At 49.2% G+C, this 19,242-nt stretch carries 13 protein-coding genes and 1 riboswitch; of the genes, 4 read left to right on the top strand and 9 right to left on the bottom strand.

The annotated features are described in order from the left end of the window. Positions 1–41 precede the first annotated feature (41 nt). Positions 42–277, bottom strand: a riboswitch (cobalamin riboswitch). Positions 278–523: 246 nt separating this feature from the next. The 9 genes from ST42_RS11475 to ST42_RS11440 all read right to left on the bottom strand — a co-directional run bounded on the left by ST42_RS11475 (position 524) and on the right by ST42_RS11440 (position 9,673). Beyond that, on the bottom strand, positions 524–1,315 hold the full coding sequence (locus ST42_RS11475; RefSeq protein ID WP_044073600.1) for an ABC transporter ATP-binding protein: 792 nt from the start codon (positions 1,313–1,315) through the stop codon (positions 524–526). Positions 1,316–1,387: 72 nt separating this feature from the next. Continuing rightward, positions 1,388–2,134 carry an MlaE family ABC transporter permease gene (locus tag ST42_RS11470; protein ID WP_022316057.1) on the bottom strand — a complete coding sequence of 249 codons (747 nt, stop codon included), beginning with the start codon at positions 2,132–2,134 and terminating at the stop codon, positions 1,388–1,390. A gap of 21 nt (positions 2,135–2,155) precedes the next feature. After that, complete coding sequence (locus tag ST42_RS11465; RefSeq protein ID WP_052484790.1) at positions 2,156–2,605, bottom strand: hypothetical protein; 450 nt, start codon at positions 2,603–2,605, stop codon at positions 2,156–2,158. 8 nt (positions 2,606–2,613) lie between these two features. Beyond that, on the bottom strand, positions 2,614–3,927 hold the full coding sequence (der, locus tag ST42_RS11460; RefSeq protein ID WP_022316055.1) for a ribosome biogenesis GTPase Der: 1,314 nt from the start codon (positions 3,925–3,927) through the stop codon (positions 2,614–2,616). A gap of 154 nt (positions 3,928–4,081) precedes the next feature. After that, positions 4,082–4,963 carry a GTPase Era gene (gene era / locus ST42_RS11455; RefSeq protein WP_042517399.1) on the bottom strand — a complete coding sequence of 294 codons (882 nt, stop codon included), beginning with the start codon at positions 4,961–4,963 and terminating at the stop codon, positions 4,082–4,084. Between the two features lie 248 nt (positions 4,964–5,211). Then, a complete protein-coding gene (locus tag ST42_RS11450) occupies positions 5,212–6,225 on the bottom strand; it encodes a beta-ketoacyl-ACP synthase III (RefSeq protein WP_022316053.1) in 1,014 nt (337 codons plus the stop codon). 7 nt (positions 6,226–6,232) lie between these two features. After that, positions 6,233–6,418: a 50S ribosomal protein L32 gene (gene rpmF, locus ST42_RS13655; protein WP_022316052.1), complete on the bottom strand. Its 186-nt coding sequence runs from the start codon at positions 6,416–6,418 to the stop codon at positions 6,233–6,235. A 6-nt stretch (positions 6,419–6,424) separates the two neighbouring features. Further along, positions 6,425–6,961: a YceD family protein gene (locus ST42_RS11445; RefSeq protein ID WP_022316051.1), complete on the bottom strand. Its 537-nt coding sequence runs from the start codon at positions 6,959–6,961 to the stop codon at positions 6,425–6,427. 360 nt (positions 6,962–7,321) lie between these two features. Further along, positions 7,322–9,673, bottom strand: coding sequence for a fibronectin type III domain-containing protein (locus tag ST42_RS11440; RefSeq protein WP_156139359.1), 2,352 nt, complete (start codon positions 9,671–9,673; stop codon positions 7,322–7,324). A gap of 335 nt (positions 9,674–10,008) precedes the next feature. On the opposite strand from ST42_RS11440, the gene ST42_RS11435 reads away from it, so the two are divergent. From ST42_RS11435 to ST42_RS11420, 4 genes are all read left to right on the top strand, one after another. Beyond that, on the top strand, positions 10,009–13,164 hold the full coding sequence (locus ST42_RS11435; protein ID WP_197068946.1) for a hypothetical protein: 3,156 nt from the start codon (positions 10,009–10,011) through the stop codon (positions 13,162–13,164). 219 nt (positions 13,165–13,383) lie between these two features. Continuing rightward, positions 13,384–13,857, top strand: a complete 474-nt coding sequence (locus ST42_RS11430; RefSeq protein ID WP_044073598.1) for a hypothetical protein — start codon at positions 13,384–13,386, stop codon at positions 13,855–13,857. Between the two features lie 52 nt (positions 13,858–13,909). Beyond that, positions 13,910–15,271, top strand: a complete 1,362-nt coding sequence (locus ST42_RS11425) for a hypothetical protein (RefSeq protein WP_044073597.1) — start codon at positions 13,910–13,912, stop codon at positions 15,269–15,271. 352 nt (positions 15,272–15,623) lie between these two features. Next, positions 15,624–18,953: a T9SS type A sorting domain-containing protein gene (locus ST42_RS11420; RefSeq protein WP_197068945.1), complete on the top strand. Its 3,330-nt coding sequence runs from the start codon at positions 15,624–15,626 to the stop codon at positions 18,951–18,953. The last annotated feature ends 289 nt before the right edge of the window (positions 18,954–19,242 follow it).

The raw sequence follows: 19,242 nt of genomic DNA, 5'->3' as shown, positions 1-19,242 counted from the left end.
GCAATGGCATTTTCTCCCACCATATATATAATGGATACTATACGCCATGTGTCGCAATGGCAGGTCTTCTGACTTGCCGCCCGGTATCGAACGCCTTCCCGTTAACCTCCAACAATCGTTAGACTTCATAATAACAGATTGGAGCTATAAGAATTTCCAGTGGCTATTGTTCGACCCTTTTATAAGGGGCGGCTCACAGCAGCGGGACTGTCCGGGATTTCCACCCGATTCCCTTTTAATCACCCGTGAGGGCAAACCGCTTGCGATATACTTTGCAAAGATATGCTTATTTTCTTTCTTGTCCAAATCTATGCTGACATTTATTTCTGCCGACTATGTTCCAGTCTTGTTACAATAAAGCGCCGGAACACGTCAATCACTGATTGAAACGTGTTCCGGCGCTATGTGTATAGAGCTTGTCTGCCCTTTGTCTTCCTGTTGTTCTGATAGGATGGTCAGGTTTCCTGTCGGCGCTGTAGATGGTCCTTCTCTATAGGCTATGGTTATCCTCGCATCTTTCGCCTTATCCCTTTTTCTTTTCCTTCATTTCCTTCATTTCCTTCATCTCGCTCTCCTTCATCTTCTTGAGCAGGTCGCTGGCAAAGATGAAGTCAGTCAGTTTTTTGTTTGTCGAGCCCATGATGTCGGCGCTCTGGCCTTGCCATTCCTTCTCGCCTTGGTATATGAAGATGATGTTCTCGCCGATACCCATCACGGAGTTCATGTCGTGGGTGTTTATTATTGTGGTGATGTCAAATTCCTCAGTGATGCCGTGTAGAAGGTCGTCGATAACGAGCGATGTCTTAGGGTCGAGACCGGAGTTCGGCTCGTCGCAGAACAGGTATTTAGGGTTCAGCGCTATCGCTCTGGCAATCGCCACACGCTTCTGCATACCACCAGAAATCTCGTCGGGGAATTTCTTCTCCGCATCCACGAGGTTCACTCTGTCGAGGCATTCCTGTGCGCGGCGAACACGCTCGCGGTAGTTCATGTTTGAAAACATGTCGAGTGGGAACATCACGTTCTCCAGCACCGGTAGCGAGTCGAAGAGGGCGGCGCTCTGGAATATCATTCCCATTTCGCGTCGCATCATCACCTTCTCCTTCTTGGACATCGTCACGAAGTCGCGACCGTCGTAGAGCACCTCGCCGCTTGTCGGCGTGAGCAGTCCCACCAAGTTCTTCATCAGCACCGTCTTGCCGCTGCCGCTCTGTCCGATGATAAGGTTCGTCTTGCCGCTGTCGAACACGGTGCTGATGTCTTTCAGCACCACCTTGTCGCCAAACGACTTGCATAAGTTCTTTATCTCTATCATAAATCAGTACCTTTCGCCCTCCTTATGTTGTGTTCTCTCTTTCTCTCTGTATGTTCTCGTCTCTCCGTTCCATCAGCTCAGCAGCTGAGTGAGGAACACGTCGGAGCAGAGTATCAGTACGCTGCTCGTCACCACAGCGTTGGTGCTCGCCTTTCCCACCTCCACTGAACCGCCTTCCACGGTATATCCGTGGTATGACGACACGCTCGATATTATGAATGCGAAGAAGAGGCTCTTGATGATGCTCATCCACATGAACCATGGATTGAAGCTGTGTTGCAGTCCGGCAGTCAGGTCGTCAGGACTGAGCACCTGTCCCACGTATGCTGTGGCGTAGGCGCCTAATATTCCCGTTGCCGACGAGAATATCACGAGGAACGGCATTATCGTTATCAGTCCCATCATCTTTGGCAGAATGAGATAGCTGGCAGAGTTCACTCCCATTATCTCCAGTGCGTCAATCTGCTGCGTCACTCTCATCGTGCCGATCTCAGAGGCGATGTTCGACCCCACCTTTCCGGCAAGGATAAGACACATGATTGAAGATGAGAACTCCAGGAGCAGAATCTCTCTCGTGGTATATCCTGACACCCAGCGTGGCATCCAAGGACTCTGGATGTTGAGTTTCATCTGTATGCAGATCACGGCTCCTATGAAGAATGAGATGAGGAGCACGATGCCGATGGAGTCAACTCCCAGTCCGGACATCTCCTTCACGTATTGTTTCATGAACATACGCATCCTTTCAGGGCGTGCGAACGAGCGTCCCATGAGGATGAGGTATTTGCCGAAGCTCGTTAGATATTTGTGTATTAGCATTTTCTTCTTTTTGTTGATTTGTCATCTCATCATCCACTTTTCGCCAATCTTCACCATCGGCACCACCACTTCCTCTTTTGTACTGTCGTTGAAGCAGAGCAGCAGGAAGGCGTTTGCGTCGACGGATGATCTGGCGCTGTCAGTGCGGCAGTCGACAATCTGTATGTCGTGGATACCTCCATGGTCTTTCTGCATCTGAAACAGGAACATCTTGGAGTTCATGACGAGCTGCTTGCGGTAGTTTTCCGGTATGCGCCCGTTGCGGTATGTCATATCGGTGAAATATTCATATCCGCCGTTTCTCAGACTGTCGTATATTTCCTTTGCAGCTTCTGCGGCAGCCATATCCTTCGTCTTGCCGCCTTCCGACGACGAGCACGCCGACATCACTGGCGCGAGCAAAGTAAAAATCAAGGCTTCAAGGCATGCCATAAGACACGCCTGCAGCTTTGCTGTTATTCTGTTTGTCATCGTATCCGTTACTTCTGACGTATGAAGATGTTTATTGGAGACCCCGTGAGCTTCCAGTTCGAACGTATCTTGTTCTCCAGGAATCTCTTGTAAGGCTCCTTGATATACTGAGGCAGGTTGGCGTAGAACACAAATGATGGTATCTGTGTGTTAGGCAGCTGCGTGCAGTATTTTATCTTTATGTATTTTCCCTTTATTGATGGTGGCGGATAAGCCTCTATCAGCGGCAGCATCATCTCGTTGAGCTTTGATGTGCCTATCTTTATCTTACGGCTCAGGTACACCTCCTTGGCAGTCTCCAGCACACGGAAGATGCGCTGCTTCGTCAGTGCCGAGGCGAAGATGATAGGGAAGTCAGTGAATGGAGCCATGCGGTTGCGGATGGCGTTCTCGAAGGTGTCCATCACCTTCTGGTCCTTGTTCTCCACGAGGTCCCACTTGTTCACCACTACCACGAGCGATTTGTTGTTCCTCTGAATGATCTGGAAGATGTTCATGTCCTGTGCCTCGATGCCTCTCGTTGCGTCGATCATAAGGATGCAGACGTCAGAATGCTCGATGGCGCGGATGGAACGCATCACGGAGTAGAACTCCAGGTCTTCGGTCACCTTGTTCTTGCGGCGGATGCCGGCGGTGTCTACGAGATAGAAGTCGAATCCGAACTTGTCGTATCTCGTGTAGATGCTGTCGCGGGTCGTTCCGGCAATCTCCGTCACGATGTTGCGGTCTTCGCCGATGAATGCGTTGATGATGCTGCTCTTTCCGGCGTTCGGTCTTCCCACCACGGCAAAGCGTGGTATGCCTTCTTCGAGCAGTTCGCCGCTGTTGTCTTTCAGTTTCGCCACCACGTCGTCGAGCAGGTCTCCCGTGCCGCTTCCCGTAGCCGAGCTGATACACATCGGGTCGCCGAGTCCGAGCTTGTAGAACTCAGCCGCATTGTATATCAGGTCGTTGTTGTCTGTCTTGTTTGCCACGAGAATCACCGGCAGCTTCGTGCGGCGTAGAATCTGCGCCACGTCCATGTCCCAGTCTGTCACTCCCGTGGTGATGTCCACGAGGAAGAGGATGAGGTCAGCCTCCTCAGTGGCGATGAGCACCTGCTTGCGGATTTCCTCCTCGAAGATATCGTCGGATTTCACTACCCATCCGCCGGTGTCCACCACTGAAAACTCCTTTCCGTTCCAGTCGCATTTGCCGTATTGACGGTCGCGTGTCGTTCCTGCCACGTCGCTCACAATGGCTTGGCGGGTCTTCGTGAGACGGTTGAACAACGTTGACTTACCCACGTTGGGGCGTCCTACTATTGCTACTAAATTTGCCATATTCTGTTTTTCGTTTTCTTTTTGTTATTTTCTTTCCGGGATTCTTGGATGCTTTCGGATTGTCGGTTCAGAATGTTGCTCCGTCAGTGTCCTGTTTCACCTCCCGTTTTCCTCAGAGTTCCTGTTTCCTCAGGTTTGTCCCCGTCTCTCCGGCTTAGTCCGGATTATATCCGAAGCTGTCCAGCTCCCTCTTAGAGCTGCGCCAGTCTTTGTCCACCTTAACGAACAGTTCCAGATAAATCTTCTTGCCGAAGAACCGTTCGAGCGACTTGCGCGCTTCCGATCCCAGCTTCTTCAGTGCCACACCTTGATGGCCGATGATGATGCCTTTCTGTGAGTCGCGTTCCACATAGACTACAGCGTGGATGTTGATGCGCTTCTCGTCCTCCTTGAACGACTGCACCGATACTTCCACCGAGTATGGAATCTCTTTGTCGTAGTAGAGCAGGATCTTCTCTCTGATTATCTCGCTCACGAAGAATCTCGCCGGCTTGTCGGTCAGCTGGTCCTTGTCGAAGTAGGGTGGGGAGTCGGGCAGCAGCTCTTTTATGCGTTTGAGCAGCATGTCCACTCCGAACTTGTTCTTTGCCGAGAGCGGCAGTATCTCTGCGTCGGGCAACAGAGAGTGCCATTTCGTTACGAGCGTTCCGAGCGTCTTCTGGTCGCTTTGGTCAATCTTGTTGATGAGCAGTATCACGGGGATGCTCATCTTCTGCACCTTTTCCAGAAACTCCATGTTCTTCTCCGGATTCTCCACCACGTCGGTGACATAGAGCAGCACGTCGGCATCCGTCAATGCCGATTCAGAGAAGGCGAGCATCGACTCCTGCAACTTGTAGTTTGGTTTCAGTACTCCTGGGGTGTCGGAGAATACTATCTGTGCGTCGTCGCTGTTCACGATGCCCATTATCCTGTGTCTTGTGGTCTGCGCCTTGAATGTGGCGATGCTGATGCGCTCGCCCACCAACTGGTTCATTAGCGTGGATTTTCCCACATTCGGGTTTCCCACGATGTTCACGAATCCTGCTTTGTGCATTTTATCTGTCTTTTTTATTTGCAAATATACTGAAAAATTGTTGTACGCCAAACATTTACCTTTCAATATGCGCCATTTTGACCTTTCATTGCCTTTTGTCGGACATCCTTTCCGTTGTTTTTGTGGTAAGTTATTATGTTTCCGTCACTAAAATGGCGTTCTGACAAAAAAACGCATCTGTATGACTTCCGTCATTGCAGATGCGCTTTATCTGATATAAAGATTTTTTGTTTCAGTCAAGGAGTGTGTTATCCCTGCTCCACGGTGCTGCCGTCGTAGCCCCATTTGTAGTATGAAGCTCCGTGAACGAAGCCTGCTCCGAAGGCAGTGAAGATAAGGTTGTCGCCCTTCTTCAGCTTGCTCTCGTTCTCCCAGAGAGCCAATGGAATAGTGGCGGCAGAGGTGTTTCCGAAATGCTCGATGTTCACCATCACCTGCTCCATAGGAAGCTCCAGACGCTTTGCCACAGCCTCAATGATGCGGATGTTAGCCTGGTGAGGCACCACGAAACGGATGTTGTCCTTGTTCAGTCCGTTGCGCTCGGCGATGAGTGCACAGTCGTTGCTCATGCTTGTCACTGCATAGCGGAACACGGTGCGTCCCTCCTGATAGAGGTAGTGCAGACGGTGGTCTACTGTGAAGTGGGAAGCCGGGCATACAGAACCGCCAGCTTTCAAGTGCAGGAATGGCAGTCCATGTCCGTCGCTGCGGAAATAAGAGTCTTTAAGACCCACGTCTTCTGTCGTTCCCTCCACGAGAACTGCAGCTGCTCCGTCACCGAAGAGAGCACAAGTGCTGCGGTCGGTATAGTCAACCACAGACGACATCTTGTCGGCTCCGATAACGATAATCTTTTTGTATCTTCCGCTCTGGATCATTGAAGCGGCAGTATCGAGCGTATAAATGAATCCACAACAAGCCGACCACATGTCGAACGCGAAAGCGTTCTTCAGTCCGAGCTTGCCCAACACGATGGATGCTGTAGACGGGAACTTGTAGTCCGCCGTACTTGTGGCTACGATAATTGCGTCGATGGTGTCCGGGTCAACTCCCGTTTTCTTCAGGAGCTGTTTTGCCGCTTTGCGTGCCATATAAGAGGTTCCGATACCCTCTTCGGTGAGAATTCGGCGCTCTTTTATTCCGACACGCGTCATAATCCATTCATCGTTGGTGTCGACCATTCTCGACAACTCCTGGTTGTTCAGCACATAGTCAGGAACGTACCCTCCGATGCCTGTGATTACTGCGTTTATCTTTTCCATGACGGTATTATTCTGCAGTCTCCTTTACGATAGCAACCTTGCCTCTGTAGTAACCGCAAGTAGAGCATACTGTGTGATATACATAGTAAGCGCCGCAGTTAGGGCATACTGCCAGTGTAGGAGCTACTGCCTTATCATGAGTTCTTCTCTTGAGTGTACGAGTCTTTGACTGTCTTCTTTTAGGATGTGCCATTTTTCTTTAATCTTTAATTATTGATTTTAATTTTTCTAATTCACTCCATCGTGGATCCACTGCCGTTTCGTTTTCCTCCTCCGAGCTTCGGGCTGCGGAGTGCTCCTCGAGAGCCTTTATCATTGCAGGATTGCATTTTCCAGGTGCATGCACATGCTTGATGGGAATGTCGAGGGCTATGGATTCATATACGAACCATGCGGTGTCGAGCACTGCGTCGTCCTTTTCCACCGTCACGATGTCGTCTTCGTCTGAGTATTCTTCTCCGAGCTTAGCCAGCAGCCTGTTGTCTGTGCATATCGGCTGGTCCATGTCGTCGAGACAAAGGTCGCAAGGCACTTTCACAGTGCCCTCGGCATGGAAGTCTATCTCGTATAGTCCTGACACACTTTTGCGTGCCGAAATAGAGAGCATCACATCGCCGCTCTTTATCTCGTCACTCTCTGCCGCCTCAAAGAATTCGTCTCCCAAGTGGCAGCTGGTGCTCAATGCGCCTGTGTCCAGACTCTTCAGGTCTATCTTCAAAGACTCTAAGCTTTCCATCTGTTTTATCAGTAATGTGTAAATGTACTATTTATACATTTGGGTTGCAAAGTTACAAATATTTTTTGACTTGATTAAACTTTTGTGTCTTTTTTTACTTTTTAGGGACAAAATGGGGCCTTTCGCCAAGTTCTTGCTGCATGATTTGTCCTAAATCGGTCGTCAACGCTTGCATGTTTTTTTGTTTTTTTTTAGAAGAGGGATTTCGTCGGTTCTACAATATGTCCATTATCCTTCATCGATGCCCTCCGGTCAGAAATGAAAACCGATATCACTCTAAATGGAATATATAAAAATGAGGGTATGTCATATAGACACACCCTCATTCGAGATTATTTCAGATTATAGTTTATCCGAGTCTTACTTGATGACAGCAATCTTGATAGACTGCTTGCCAACCTTAACGATGAATGAGTTGTCAGCAGGCATAGCCATCTTGATAGAAGCGTTGCCGCTCTTGTCAGCGTTCAGCTCAGCACCGTTCATGCCGAAGATGTGAACCTCCTCACCGGCAGGGTTGTTGATAACGAGGTTGTCGCCCTGCATGAATACAGTAGCAGACTTCTTGCCTACCTCAGTAGTCTTCTCGATACCAGTAACCACATTCTCAGCTACGAGTGTAGGTTCGCTCCACTGGCTTTCGCAGAATGTAGCACTTGTGAACTGGCTAGCTGCCTGTCCGAGACGTACAGACTGCATGCGGTGGTAAACATCCTTGCCGGCTGTCTCGCCAACCAATGGAATCTCCAGTGAGAGATACTTCTCGCCGTTCTTCTCTACTTCCACACCCTCTACGCGGTAGTAGTAGTCGAATGACTTCATGAATGTGTCGCCAGCCTTGTAGTTCTGCTCAATCTTGATGTCATGGATATACAGGTTAGAAGGAGCGTATGTAGCGAATACACCGAATATCATGTCCTCTGAACCGTTAGAGAAGCTACAAGTAGTGGTCTTCCACTCCTTGTCGTTTGTATCCGCGATGAACTTTGTCTCACCCTGTACGTAGTCGTCAAGCTCCTGGTCGTATACGAATGTTGCCAAAGCAGCGTGAGCATATACAGGATTGTTGTCCTGGTCTACATAACCTTTAGCGCACTCACCCTTCAGAGTGATGGTAACGTCGAACTTGCCGTTGTCCTTAGAGAGGTCCATTGGAGCACACTGCAGGGAAGCGTTGTCGTGGTTGATGACTGACTGGTAGCCGTCGATTACGAGGGCGTCCTTATAGAGAGCCCAACAGTATGCCGTCCATCCAGACATCTTGTCAAGACAAGTGTAAGTACCTGTTAAGTTGCTTGGGTCTGGCTCGGTAGTAGAATACTTAGGAGTGTCATACTGCTCTATTATCTCGCCCCAGCTTGTCGCCTTCCACTCGAATCCGTCGTTGTAAGGCATGCCCTCGAAGTTGGTGTCCACAACTGCCAACTTTGTGTCCTCAGTGATCTTGTTTGCAGCGAATGCCTGATAGCTGTAGCGCTCAGCTCCAGGAACCGGCTTCCACATTGCTGTGTACTTAGAGTCGGCATAGCTGTCAACAATCTCCAATGTAGGAGCTACAACGCCGAGGATCTTCTTCTCCTCATTAGACTCCATAGAAACCTGGTTGCCCTTCATCGCGCGAACTCTGTAGTAGTAAACCTCGCCGTTCTTTGCGTTGTTCACCTGGAGGAAGTTGTCAGTTGTCTCCTCGTCCTGCAGCAGGTAGTCGCCGATAGTCTCCTGGGTGCCGCCCATGTCGTTCCGGATAACCTGCTTTGTGTAAACGTCTACGAGATACTTGTCAGCGCCGTCCACCTTGTCCCAAGCGAGCTTGAAGTTGTCTCCCTTGTAGTATTTCATCTTCAGGTTCTCAGGAGCGTTCACGAATGGCTTCAATACAGAAACCTTGATGTTGTCGATATAGAAAGAGTTTCCGTAGATATCGCCGCCACGCTCCAGAGCGCCACGCTGTCCTATGATGTTGAAGATAGTAGACTTGTCAGCGCCGCGGAAAAGGATTGTGTAAGTCTTTCTCTCGCTGTTGATTTCAGGAAGAGTGAGGCTTCCCAATACATTCCATTGTGGACCCATGCCGTTTGTCTCTGCAGCCTCTACCTGAGAGATGAAGTTTGTGCTCTTGGCGTTGTCTGTAAATGCGTCGAACTGGAGGAGAACGTCGCCCTGATACTTAGAGCAGTCGATGAGGCAGGTATTCACATGACTCTGTGAGTATTCGCAATCCTCATCGTCGTCCTGCAGATACATGTAGAGGGCACCGCCGGCAGGGAAACCGTTGTTTACACCCCAACGGCTTACAGAACCGTGCTTCTCGTCATAAACACCCTGTGTGTTCAGATAGTCAGGGTTGAAGCTGTACCATGGAATTTCGTATTTATGTCCATCGTAGTCGTCAACCTGTGTAAATGCATCATAGAGGTTTGTATTGAAGTCAGGGTTGCCGACGCTACCTGTCGTCAGCTTAGAGAAATCCTCATAGAGCAACTCCTCGAATTCACCGTACTTGGCGTAAGGGTTGGTGCCGTCAGCCTTCTTTACAGAGAGCAGCTGCATCTTGAATCCCTGCTTCTTGCCTTCGGCAGCCTTCTTTACGACAGGAGCCTCAGACTGAAGTGAAACCGGGGCTGTCACCTTGTTCTGTGAAGCCTTCTCTCTTGCCAGGAACTGTGCACTTGCAGGGGTGAACATCAACGCACATACACCTGCAAAAAACATTTTTTGGGTAAAGTTTTTCATCACGTAAGTTTTAAGTTTTTCTTAAATTGTGGAGACCGAGAATGAGTTTACCGTCGTGTTGCTCCCTGCGCCTAAGCGCAAATGTTTATTGTCTTTTATGCTAATTAATTATACTCTGGAATGCTGCCAAGACATGCAATAAACGGATGATACAAAACCATAGCCGTCTCCAACACCATGAATTTGCTGCAAAAATACAAAAGTTTTTCAATTAATTACAACTATTTGGAAAAAAAATATAACTTTGCATCAAAATTACCTTTAATATTTAAACTATGTCTGCATTAAAAAGATTTTCATTGACATTTGGGTGTATGCTTACAATTTTGGCTGCCCCCATGGCACAGAACGCAGTGCCGGCACGCCAGGTAGGCAATATCTCTGGCGATTTTATACCGAATCAAGTAGAAAAAGGCTTGCGTCCACAGTGGGCGAAGAGCATCATGAAGGCAAACGCCGACCGCCCTTATATATATAATGTAAAGGATGGCGAGGCAGACATCTTCGGACAGATGCGCTACCAGAAGAACATGAAGGGAATGGGACTCATCAAGCTCACTTCAGACAATCCCGGAAAGTTCGAGTGGATTCGCGACTATGGCTACATCGCCGGTTCTACACCTATCCTCACCGCCGGAACATACGTGGGCGACGAGTATTACGCTTTCGAGACCACATTCTACAACAATATCAACATGCCGAAGGCAATCAGCGTGGTGAACATCAACACCGGTGAGTATGTGGCAAAGAAGATGATACAGAATCCTACAGACAGGAGACCTCTCATCCTCGACGAGATGACCTACGACCCCAAGACAGACAGAATCTTCGGTCTGAACTACGACACCGACGCACAGACGTCTTACATTTATGAAATCGACCGTACATCCCTTGAGCTGAAGCACGTGGCCACCATACCATCGCTGATCTTCACACTCGCTGCCGACAACGGATGTCTCTACGCCATGAGCATGACCGCCAGAGGAAGTATGCTCAACAAGATTGAAATCTCGAGCATCAACGCTGCCGCCAAGACCTGCACCATGACAAATACCGGTGTGGATACGGGAGTGAGAATGGGCGACTACAGCCAGTCCATGGAGTTTGACAAGACCACACACCGTCTGTGGTGGCTGGCACAGACAGAAGACGGCGGAGCATCTTTCGTGGAGCTTGATGCAGAGACCGGTGAGGCAAAGAGCAAGACCTCTCTGAGCAACGACCTGCAGCTCCTTGCCATGGCAATACCTTATCAGTATGTGCCAGACGCAACACCGTCATATCCGCGCAACTTCACCGTTGCCGCCGATGCCAATGGCGCTCTCAGCGCTTCGCTCTCTTTCACTACACCAAACCTGAACTACCGCAACGGCAGCCTCGCAGACCTCTCTGGTGTGAAGGTGTACCGCAACGGCGAACTGGTGCAGACCATATCAGAGACTTCACAGAACAAGGCTGTCACATGGACTGACACACCTACAACTGACGGATACTATATATATAAGGTGGTGCCTTTCAACGCTTCAGGCGACGGAGTATACAAAGAGTATGCAGCTTTCGTGGGCGAGGACCTTCCGGGCGAACCACAGAACGTCACCGTTTCGGCAATCGGCGCCAACGCCACAATCTCTTGGCAGGCTCCGGCAGCAGGACAGCAGGGCGGATATTTTGACGCTGCGTCTCTGAAATACGACGTTGTGAGAATGCCAGACAACGTGACCATCGTATCCGGAACTACATCGACAAGCGTTACCGACGCCGTGTCTGAGACAAAGGGCTATACATACGTTGTGACTCCGGAAAACAGAAAGGGCAAGGGAACAGCAGCCACATCAAACAGCTTGAGCTTCGGTCCAGAGGGCAACATCCCGTTCACATCATCGCTCCAGACCAAGGAGGAATTTGAAAGATGGCTCGTCGTTGACAAGAACGAAGACGGTGGCACATGGTATTTCGATGACAAGACAAATACCACTACCTACGGACGAACAAACAACGATGCTGACGACTGGCTCTATACACCGGCCTTCACATTCGACAAGAACAAGGAATACCAGGTGCGCTACACATACTGGACCATCAACTGGGTGTTTGACAACATGGATCCAATCATGGAGAAGATGAGAGTGATGCTCTGCCAGGAGCCTGTCAACACCGGCAAGCAGCAGCTTATCTGGGACTGCGAGGAATTCCACACCGCATCGGGAATCTATTTCCCCGGCAAGGACAACTTCCAGCCAGAGGAGAGCGGTTCAGCCCGCATCGGCTTCCAGGCTTACAGCGATGCTGACCACGGATTCATATATCTGAAGGACGTTTCAGTTCGTGAATACAGCACTTCTGACCTCAGCGCCCAGCTGCTCACAGGTTCTAACGAGGTGAACTGCAACGTTCCGCAGAGATTCACCGTTGAAGTTAGAAACGAGGGTTCTGCTGTTGTAAACGACTACAAGGTAGTTCTTCTTGATGCCGACACACACGTTGTTATCGGTGAGAGCAAGGGAGTGGCAGTGGCTCCGGATCAGACTGTAGAGGTGCCTGTAGAGTGGTATCCAAGCGCTGAAGGCAAGATCAACGTTACAGCACGAGTAGAACTCGCTACTGACACATATCCGGCTGACAACACTATTGAGACACCAATCGCAGTGACCGTTCATTCAGAGAACGACGCAAGATGGATCAACCTGAATAACGCCAACAACCAGGGATGGCATACACCGTTCTATCTCTTCGACCCATACGCTGAGTGTCAGGCTATCTTCCTCGAGAAGCAGTTGCAGAAGAAGGGCGTGAAGTTCACAGGCATGCGTATCCCTTACAACGGCAACAGCGCTTCAAGCTTTACCTTCCCTGCCAAGATCTCTTTCAAGGAGACATCACGTTCACACGTGCTCAACGATGCAGGAACAAAGGCACTGTTTGAGACCGACGGCTTCACTACTGTATACGACGGCGACTTGACAGTATCCGGCGTTGGCCAGGGCAAGTATCTGGTAATCAACTTCCCTACACCTTATGAATATAAGGGTGGCAACATCTGCATGGATTTCGTTAGTCCATTGGGCAGCAATGTCATAACAAGCAATAGCGAACATCCGGAGTGGCTCACTGACTATGAGTTCCAGATCGAGTATCCTCGCACGGCATTCTGCAACGGCAAGTCAGAGCAGTCAGCATTGGCAGAAGTTTACGGTACAGAGCACACACCGGTAATCAGCCTCTCTTACGAGGGAATCGGTGAGACTGGTATAATCACTGTTTCAGGCAATGAGCTTGGCATCACACGCAACGGCAATGTGCTCAACTTCGCTGTAATCTGCGATGAGGCTCAGCTCTTCAACCTCGCTGGTAGCCAGGTGGCTGGTGCAAGCAACGCTTCATTACTCAACGTGGCTGGTCTGTCGAAGGGCGTTTATCTGCTGAAGGTCAAGGTGGACGGCGCTGTGAAGACAGTGAAGGTGACATTGTAAGCCGGTTGACGGATATGCAAGTTGACAGACAAGTTGGTTGACATGCTGACTCTTTGATTAAAGAATGCCGATACAACCAAGTATATGATAAAGGCAAGGCATAATATATGTATATATATCAGCCTTGTCTTTTTTTATGCATCTTAAATGTTAATAATTCGCCAAACTCTTTGACTTTTAAAAAGAAATTCATACATTTGCGAAAAATTTAATTATATTATGAAAAAACAGAAATCATGTTTGGTGGCATTGGCTGTGTTTGCCTCCGCTTCGGCATTTGCCGACAATGCGGAGTCTCTCGTCTTCTATGGCGTCCAGGGAAAGGCCGACAATGCAGTTGAGCTTACCAATTTTAGAAAGATCACGTTCGGTGAGAACGGCTTCAACGTGCTGAGTCAGGATGGCTCAACGCTGCAGCTCAACTACGGCGACGTGAAATCAATCAAGTTCAAGGATCTTGTAAACGGCATCCAGTCCGTTACGAATGGCAATGCGTCCGAGATGATGCTGCATTTCGATGGACAGTATGTATGGGCAGACGGTGCCAACGGCCAGCAGGGTGCTGTGTATAGCATCAATGGTCAGCAGATGATCGGTGCCCGTCTCGACGGTTCGCGTATCAGCGTGGAGAGCCTGCCGAAGGGTGTCTACGTGTTCAAGGCTGGCGGCAAGTCTATCAAGTTCGCCAAGTAAGCCAAGTTAATAACCAGTTCAATATTAAGGAAAACATTAATAATTAAAGATAATGAAAAAACTATACTTCACAATAGTATTCGCGCTGCTCGCATTGGTAGGCAACGCACAGACAAACCCTAACCGTGTGCTTGTAAGAGACGTTAATGGTGCGATGACCGGCTACCTCGCAGAGCGCATCGACAGTATCTTCTTCGGTAAGGTAGAAGGTAAGGTAGTGGCTGAGATCACTTTCGACAGTTTCACCAAGACAGACGAGGGTGCTGAAATCCAGTGCAAGGTAAAGAACAGCCCAGCCTGCAAGGGCTTCAAGCTCGCTTGCGTTGCTACAAACGTTGCAAAGAACATGACTACAGAGGCTCAGAAGGCCAATTATATCGACAAGTATGGCACACCTGTCATGTATGATGATTTCTCTAACGGTGCCAAGGTGACAATCCCTTCAGCAGACCAGAAATTCGTTGATGATTCAGAGTATACTCTTATGACTCTCGGTTTCGATGAGTATGGAATCGGTTGCGGTGTGTCTGAGGTTACTTTCAAGACTCCTAAGGCTGCCCTCGCCGGCAAACCTACTGTTACTGCAGAGGTGTCTGAAGTTACTACAACTTCTTTCAAGATCACCGTCACTCCTAACGAAGACTGCTACGGCTACTATGCTTGTGCATTCGATGTTGCAAGCGGTGGTATCCTCGGTACATTCACTACAATGGGCTCATTCTTCGGCTTCGCTAACGTTGGCGATATGATCAAAGGATGGGGCCAGATTGAGCATAGCGGTGTTGAGACTATCGAATGGAAAAACCAGGAGCCTGGCTCTGAGTATGAGGTTGGCATCGTTCCTGTCGACATGAACGGTAACCTCGGTGACTATATAATTGTCAAGGTTAAGACTGTTGGTGCCGGTGGTGACGGAGCCGCTTTGGTTTCTACTGAGGTTCCAGCTGAAGAGTTCTACAAGTACACAGCTGAGGATCAAACAATACAGTATGTACAGCGTGTGATCTTCACTCCTAACGATCAGACAAACATCTATCGTGACGGTCTTGTTGAGGCTGATGAATATGACAAAGACCCTGAGTTCTACAACAACATTGTTCTCTTCCCAGAGCAGACCACAATTTACACCAATCACACCGGTGTTGACAGCTTCTTGTGGAACGTTAAGGCAAGCACAAGATACTATGCCATCTCTGTAGGTCAGAACAATAAGGGCGAGTGGGGCGAAATCTGCAAGTTCGAGTTCACCACTCCAGATGCTTCAAAGGCTGAGTGGCTCCAGGGTGAGGCTAAGCCTAAGGCAGTAGTTGCAGGTGTTTCTGCACGCCAGTATTCTGCCACTACAACAGTTTCCAAGGGTGCTGTAGCTCCAAAGACTCTTGTTAAGGGCGGAATCACAATGACTGTTAAATAAACATAACTATATCAACCTTGGCTGCCGGGCGAATGACCTCTGGCGGTCAAGGGTTCCTTTTAATATCTCAATCGACTTTTTTTTCAGGGCAATCGACATTAGTAAACTCTATATCCTTGCTCCTGGCATAACGTCGGTTTTGATTTAAAGGAACGTTCCACGACACAACACTGCAAGTCTGACCGACATATCAGCTTGCGTTCCGCAGGATTTCAGTGGTGACACTGTGACCGGTAAATGAAAAATACAAGTAAAGAAGGCAAGTGATGACACTACAACCTGCACACAACAAAATACACGAATGAATTTTCGTTTAATATGACACATGTTTAATCAATTAACCTTTAAGACAATGAAAAAAACATTTCTTACTTTCCTCTTTGCTGGGGTTATGGCCTTCTCCGCATTCGGACAGCAGAAGGTCAAGACATTCCCGACACTTGAGCGTACCAAGGCTAAGTCGCCTGCTAAGGTGGAAGCCCCGTCTTACGCTCCTTCGGGAATCGACGACAAGGCACTCGGAACCAAGATCTACGCAACACAGATCGAGGACGAGTCAAAGATGCGTAGCTGGCTTTATTTCAATACCTCTTACCCAGGTAAGCTGAACCGCATCAGAGAGTTTGAAAATGCTATCGGTGAGCAGCTGTATGGTCTCTTCCTTGGTTGCTGGGGTGGCGACAAGTATTATGGATTCTATGGTGCGGCTGGCCTGAATCCCAGCATGCCTAACTTCGAGTGGCGCGGCTTCCAGGATTTCGTGTCCCTCGATGTCGAAACCGGTGAGACTACCTCAATCAAGAATTTGCGTAACAGTGAGGGAAAATATACCGTAGTTTGGTATAACCAACCTGGCCCTCAGGCTTTCCCTGTCATCCAGGACATGTCTTACAATCCTTCAGAAGACCAGGTCTATGCAATGGCAAAATATCAGGAGGATGAGAATACAGATGCTGTTTCTATCCTTTATACTATAGACAAGGAGACTGGTGAACTGAGTGAAGTTAAAAGATTCCAAGACCAGATTCTTGATTTCTGCTTCGACTACGAAGGCAACATGTATGCCGTAGCTATTTATTGGACTATTGCTGAGGACGGAGGCTTCATGTGGTCTGGTACGCTTCTCAACAAATACGATGCAGAGTTCGAGAAGGTAGACGGCAAGCCAATGCGTATCAAGGATATGGACAAGAAGGACGTACTCGTAAACGGTTACGGCTCTCTCTCGTTCGACTATACGACAGGCGACCTCTACCTCGCTTCCCTCATCGCAACTACAGATGGTTCAAGCAACTACGACCGTTTCGTGAAACTCAATCCTACGACCGGCAAGTATGTTGACTATCCACAGTCTTTCTTTCCTGGCAACATGATCGTTGGTATGTATATCCCTTACTTCAAGGCTGACAACCGTGATGCAGCAGGTCGCGTTACCGACCTCACAGCTACACCTAACCCACAGGGTGCTACCGACATTACGCTCGCTTGGAAGAACCCTACCACAACATGGGCTGGCGACGAGCTGAAGGAACTTGCCAATGTGCAGATATATCGCAAGAACGCTTCTTATACCAAGGGCGTGAATTCTTCAGAAGAGCTCTTTGCCAATTCCAAGCTTATCGCTACCGTTGCTGCTACAGCAGAGAACATCGGTAAGGAGATGACATGGAAAGACACTGAGCCGGAGACTGGCATCAACACATATTATATCGTGCCATGCCGTGTGGACGGTGAGAAGGGTGTGCCAGACAGCATCCGTGCCGTTGCCGGTAATGATATCCCTGGCGTTGTGACAAACTTCACTGCCGCTCTCGATGGTGAGAACGTCAAGCTCACATGGGATGCTCCGGTTGACGGAAAGAACAACGGTTACGTTGACCCTGCTTCTCTGAAGTATGACATCGTTCGTAACCCGGGCGAGAAGACAGTTGCTTCTGACCTCGCGGCTACTACATTCACCGATGAGGAGGTTGCTTCTCTCGTTAGAGGCAAGTACTCATACACTATCGTTGCCAAGACACCGGCAGGTGTGAGCGACGCTGTGGTTTCCAACGATGTTGAGGCTGGTATTCCACCACTTCCACCAGTGAAGTTCGGTACAGAGACTGAGGATGAGGCTGGACAGTGGACAGCATTCGAGAACCCGATGACTGCCGATGGCAATGTATGGAATTATGCAGATTGGAACCACACATATCAGCTCACTGTTTACGCTGGAGTAGGTGAGGACTGGACTGCATCTCCTGCATTCCGTATGGAGAAGGGTAGGACATACCTCTTCACTTCTAGGTTCAACAACGGTTGGCCTGAGGTTGGTCACACAATCGGCCGCTACGTTGGTACAACTCCTACTCTCGAAGGTATGACAGAGAAGATCGGTGAGGAGACTGAGTATAGCGCTTCTGGTTACATCAATCCGATCGTGACATACGAGGACAAGTTCACTGCTCCTGAGGACGGTATTTACTACTTCGGTTTCCGTATATCAGACAATACAGATTACGATACATTCAACTTCTATGGCGTAGAGATTGAGCCTATGTTTGCTAACGACATCAAGGCTCTCGACCTCGAGATCTTCGGTGGCGACGCTGTGAGCGGCAACTACAACAAGTGCAAGGCTAACGTCAAGAACAACGGTAGCGAGATTGTCGAGGCTGGTTCTTACAAGGTTGAGGTACTCCAGAACATCGACGGCGTAGAGACTGTTGTTGGTTCTACAGAGGAGACTCCTGTCGTTCGCGCTGAGTCTACAGCTGATGTTAATGTAGAGTTCATACCGCAGGGCGAGGGTGACTATAACTTCTCATTCCGCGTCGTTTACTCTAAGGACGAGTTCAACGGCAACAACACTTCTGAGGCTAAGAAGGTAAATGTTATCCCATTCGGCGACGCTACTCCATGGTCTATGGTAGTTACTGGCGAAGATGAGTGGGATGCTACTTACACTCCGACTTGCTGTGTAGGCGGCGTCAGCGGTTCACAGTCTATCTATCTGAAGTCAGACTTCGCCGAGAAGCCAAGCGACTCTAACATTATCGAGCGTATCGGTTATGAGTATGACAGCAACGGCTTTAATGATGCTCTTCCTATCGGTACATTCACCGTATGGATGGCAAACAGCGACCTCACAGAGTTCACTGATGCTTCTCAGTGGCTTGATGAGTCTACTATGACACAGGTCTTCAACGGTCCTGTTACTCTCTATCCTGGCAATGACAACATGCTTTCACTGCAGCTCGACACTCCATTCGAGTATGACCCAACCAAGAGCCTCGTTATCTGCGCTCAGCAGGAGGGTTCTGTAAATCCTCAGTACCCTGCACTGTGGAGAGTATTCAACTGGGGTGGTGCTCGCAACAGATCACTCCGCTTCTGGGCTCCTAAGTCAAAGAAAACATTCTGCGAGGCTTCTGCAGCAGCTCTCTTCGTAGGCTTCAAGCAGAATCTCACTGGCATCCAGGATGTGAACAACGGCGCAGCCGGCAATGTTTACTACAATGCTGAGACTGGCAAGCTCGTTCTCGGTGGTGCTCAGGCTGATGTGTTCGACCTCAGCGGTAAGCTTGTCCGTTCTTACAACGGCGTATCTCAGGTGGCTCCAAGTCTCCCAGCAGGTATGTATGTTGTTAAGGCTCGCACTGCCAATGGCACACAGAGCGTAAAGGTGACTGTGAAGTAATCTTTTGATAAACAATACAATCTATACGGACCTGTCCTTTCCTTCGGGTGAGGATAGGTCTTTTCCGTTTCTGTCCATGCCGTAGGCTGGGGACACAACGACTTCATCCACCCTTTCATCTGTCCTGTCCTTCCCACAGTAGAGGCTTATTACTCAGCCACAGACATCAGCCCCCTCTCGTTCTCCCCCGAAGGGGAGATGCAGGTTACTCTTGCTCGTGGGTAAGCCATTGAATATCAGACAACCGAGAGTATCTGTCCCTCCCCTACGGGGGAGGCTAGGTGAGGGC

It is taken from the genome of Prevotella pectinovora (assembly GCF_000834015.1).
GTDB lineage: Bacteria > Bacteroidota > Bacteroidia > Bacteroidales > Bacteroidaceae > Prevotella > Prevotella pectinovora.
Note: the sequence above shows the minus strand (reverse complement) of the source record. Positions and strands in the feature narration are given on the sequence as shown.

What these genes read in the sequence shown, in the direction of transcription:
- ST42_RS11470 (WP_022316057.1), bottom strand. Translation starts at nt 2,134, where the DNA reads ATGCTAATACACAAATATCTAACGAGCTTCGGCAAATACCTCATCCTC.
- ST42_RS11435 (WP_197068946.1), top strand. Translation starts at nt 10,009, where the DNA reads ATGCTTACAATTTTGGCTGCCCCCATGGCACAGAACGCAGTGCCGGCA.
- rpmF (WP_022316052.1), bottom strand. Translation starts at nt 6,418, where the DNA reads ATGGCACATCCTAAAAGAAGACAGTCAAAGACTCGTACACTCAAGAGA.
- ST42_RS11450 (WP_022316053.1), bottom strand. Translation starts at nt 6,225, where the DNA reads ATGGAAAAGATAAACGCAGTAATCACAGGCATCGGAGGGTACGTTCCT.
- ST42_RS11440 (WP_156139359.1), bottom strand. Translation starts at nt 9,673, where the DNA reads ATGTTTTTTGCAGGTGTATGTGCGTTGATGTTCACCCCTGCAAGTGCA.
- ST42_RS11465 (WP_052484790.1), bottom strand. Translation starts at nt 2,605, where the DNA reads ATGACAAACAGAATAACAGCAAAGCTGCAGGCGTGTCTTATGGCATGC.
- der (WP_022316055.1), bottom strand. Translation starts at nt 3,927, where the DNA reads ATGGCAAATTTAGTAGCAATAGTAGGACGCCCCAACGTGGGTAAGTCA.
- ST42_RS11430 (WP_044073598.1), top strand. Translation starts at nt 13,384, where the DNA reads ATGAAAAAACAGAAATCATGTTTGGTGGCATTGGCTGTGTTTGCCTCC.
- ST42_RS11420 (WP_197068945.1), top strand. Translation starts at nt 15,624, where the DNA reads ATGAAAAAAACATTTCTTACTTTCCTCTTTGCTGGGGTTATGGCCTTC.
- ST42_RS11445 (WP_022316051.1), bottom strand. Translation starts at nt 6,961, where the DNA reads ATGGAAAGCTTAGAGTCTTTGAAGATAGACCTGAAGAGTCTGGACACA.
- ST42_RS11475 (WP_044073600.1), bottom strand. Translation starts at nt 1,315, where the DNA reads ATGATAGAGATAAAGAACTTATGCAAGTCGTTTGGCGACAAGGTGGTG.
- ST42_RS11425 (WP_044073597.1), top strand. Translation starts at nt 13,910, where the DNA reads ATGAAAAAACTATACTTCACAATAGTATTCGCGCTGCTCGCATTGGTA.
- era (WP_042517399.1), bottom strand. Translation starts at nt 4,963, where the DNA reads ATGCACAAAGCAGGATTCGTGAACATCGTGGGAAACCCGAATGTGGGA.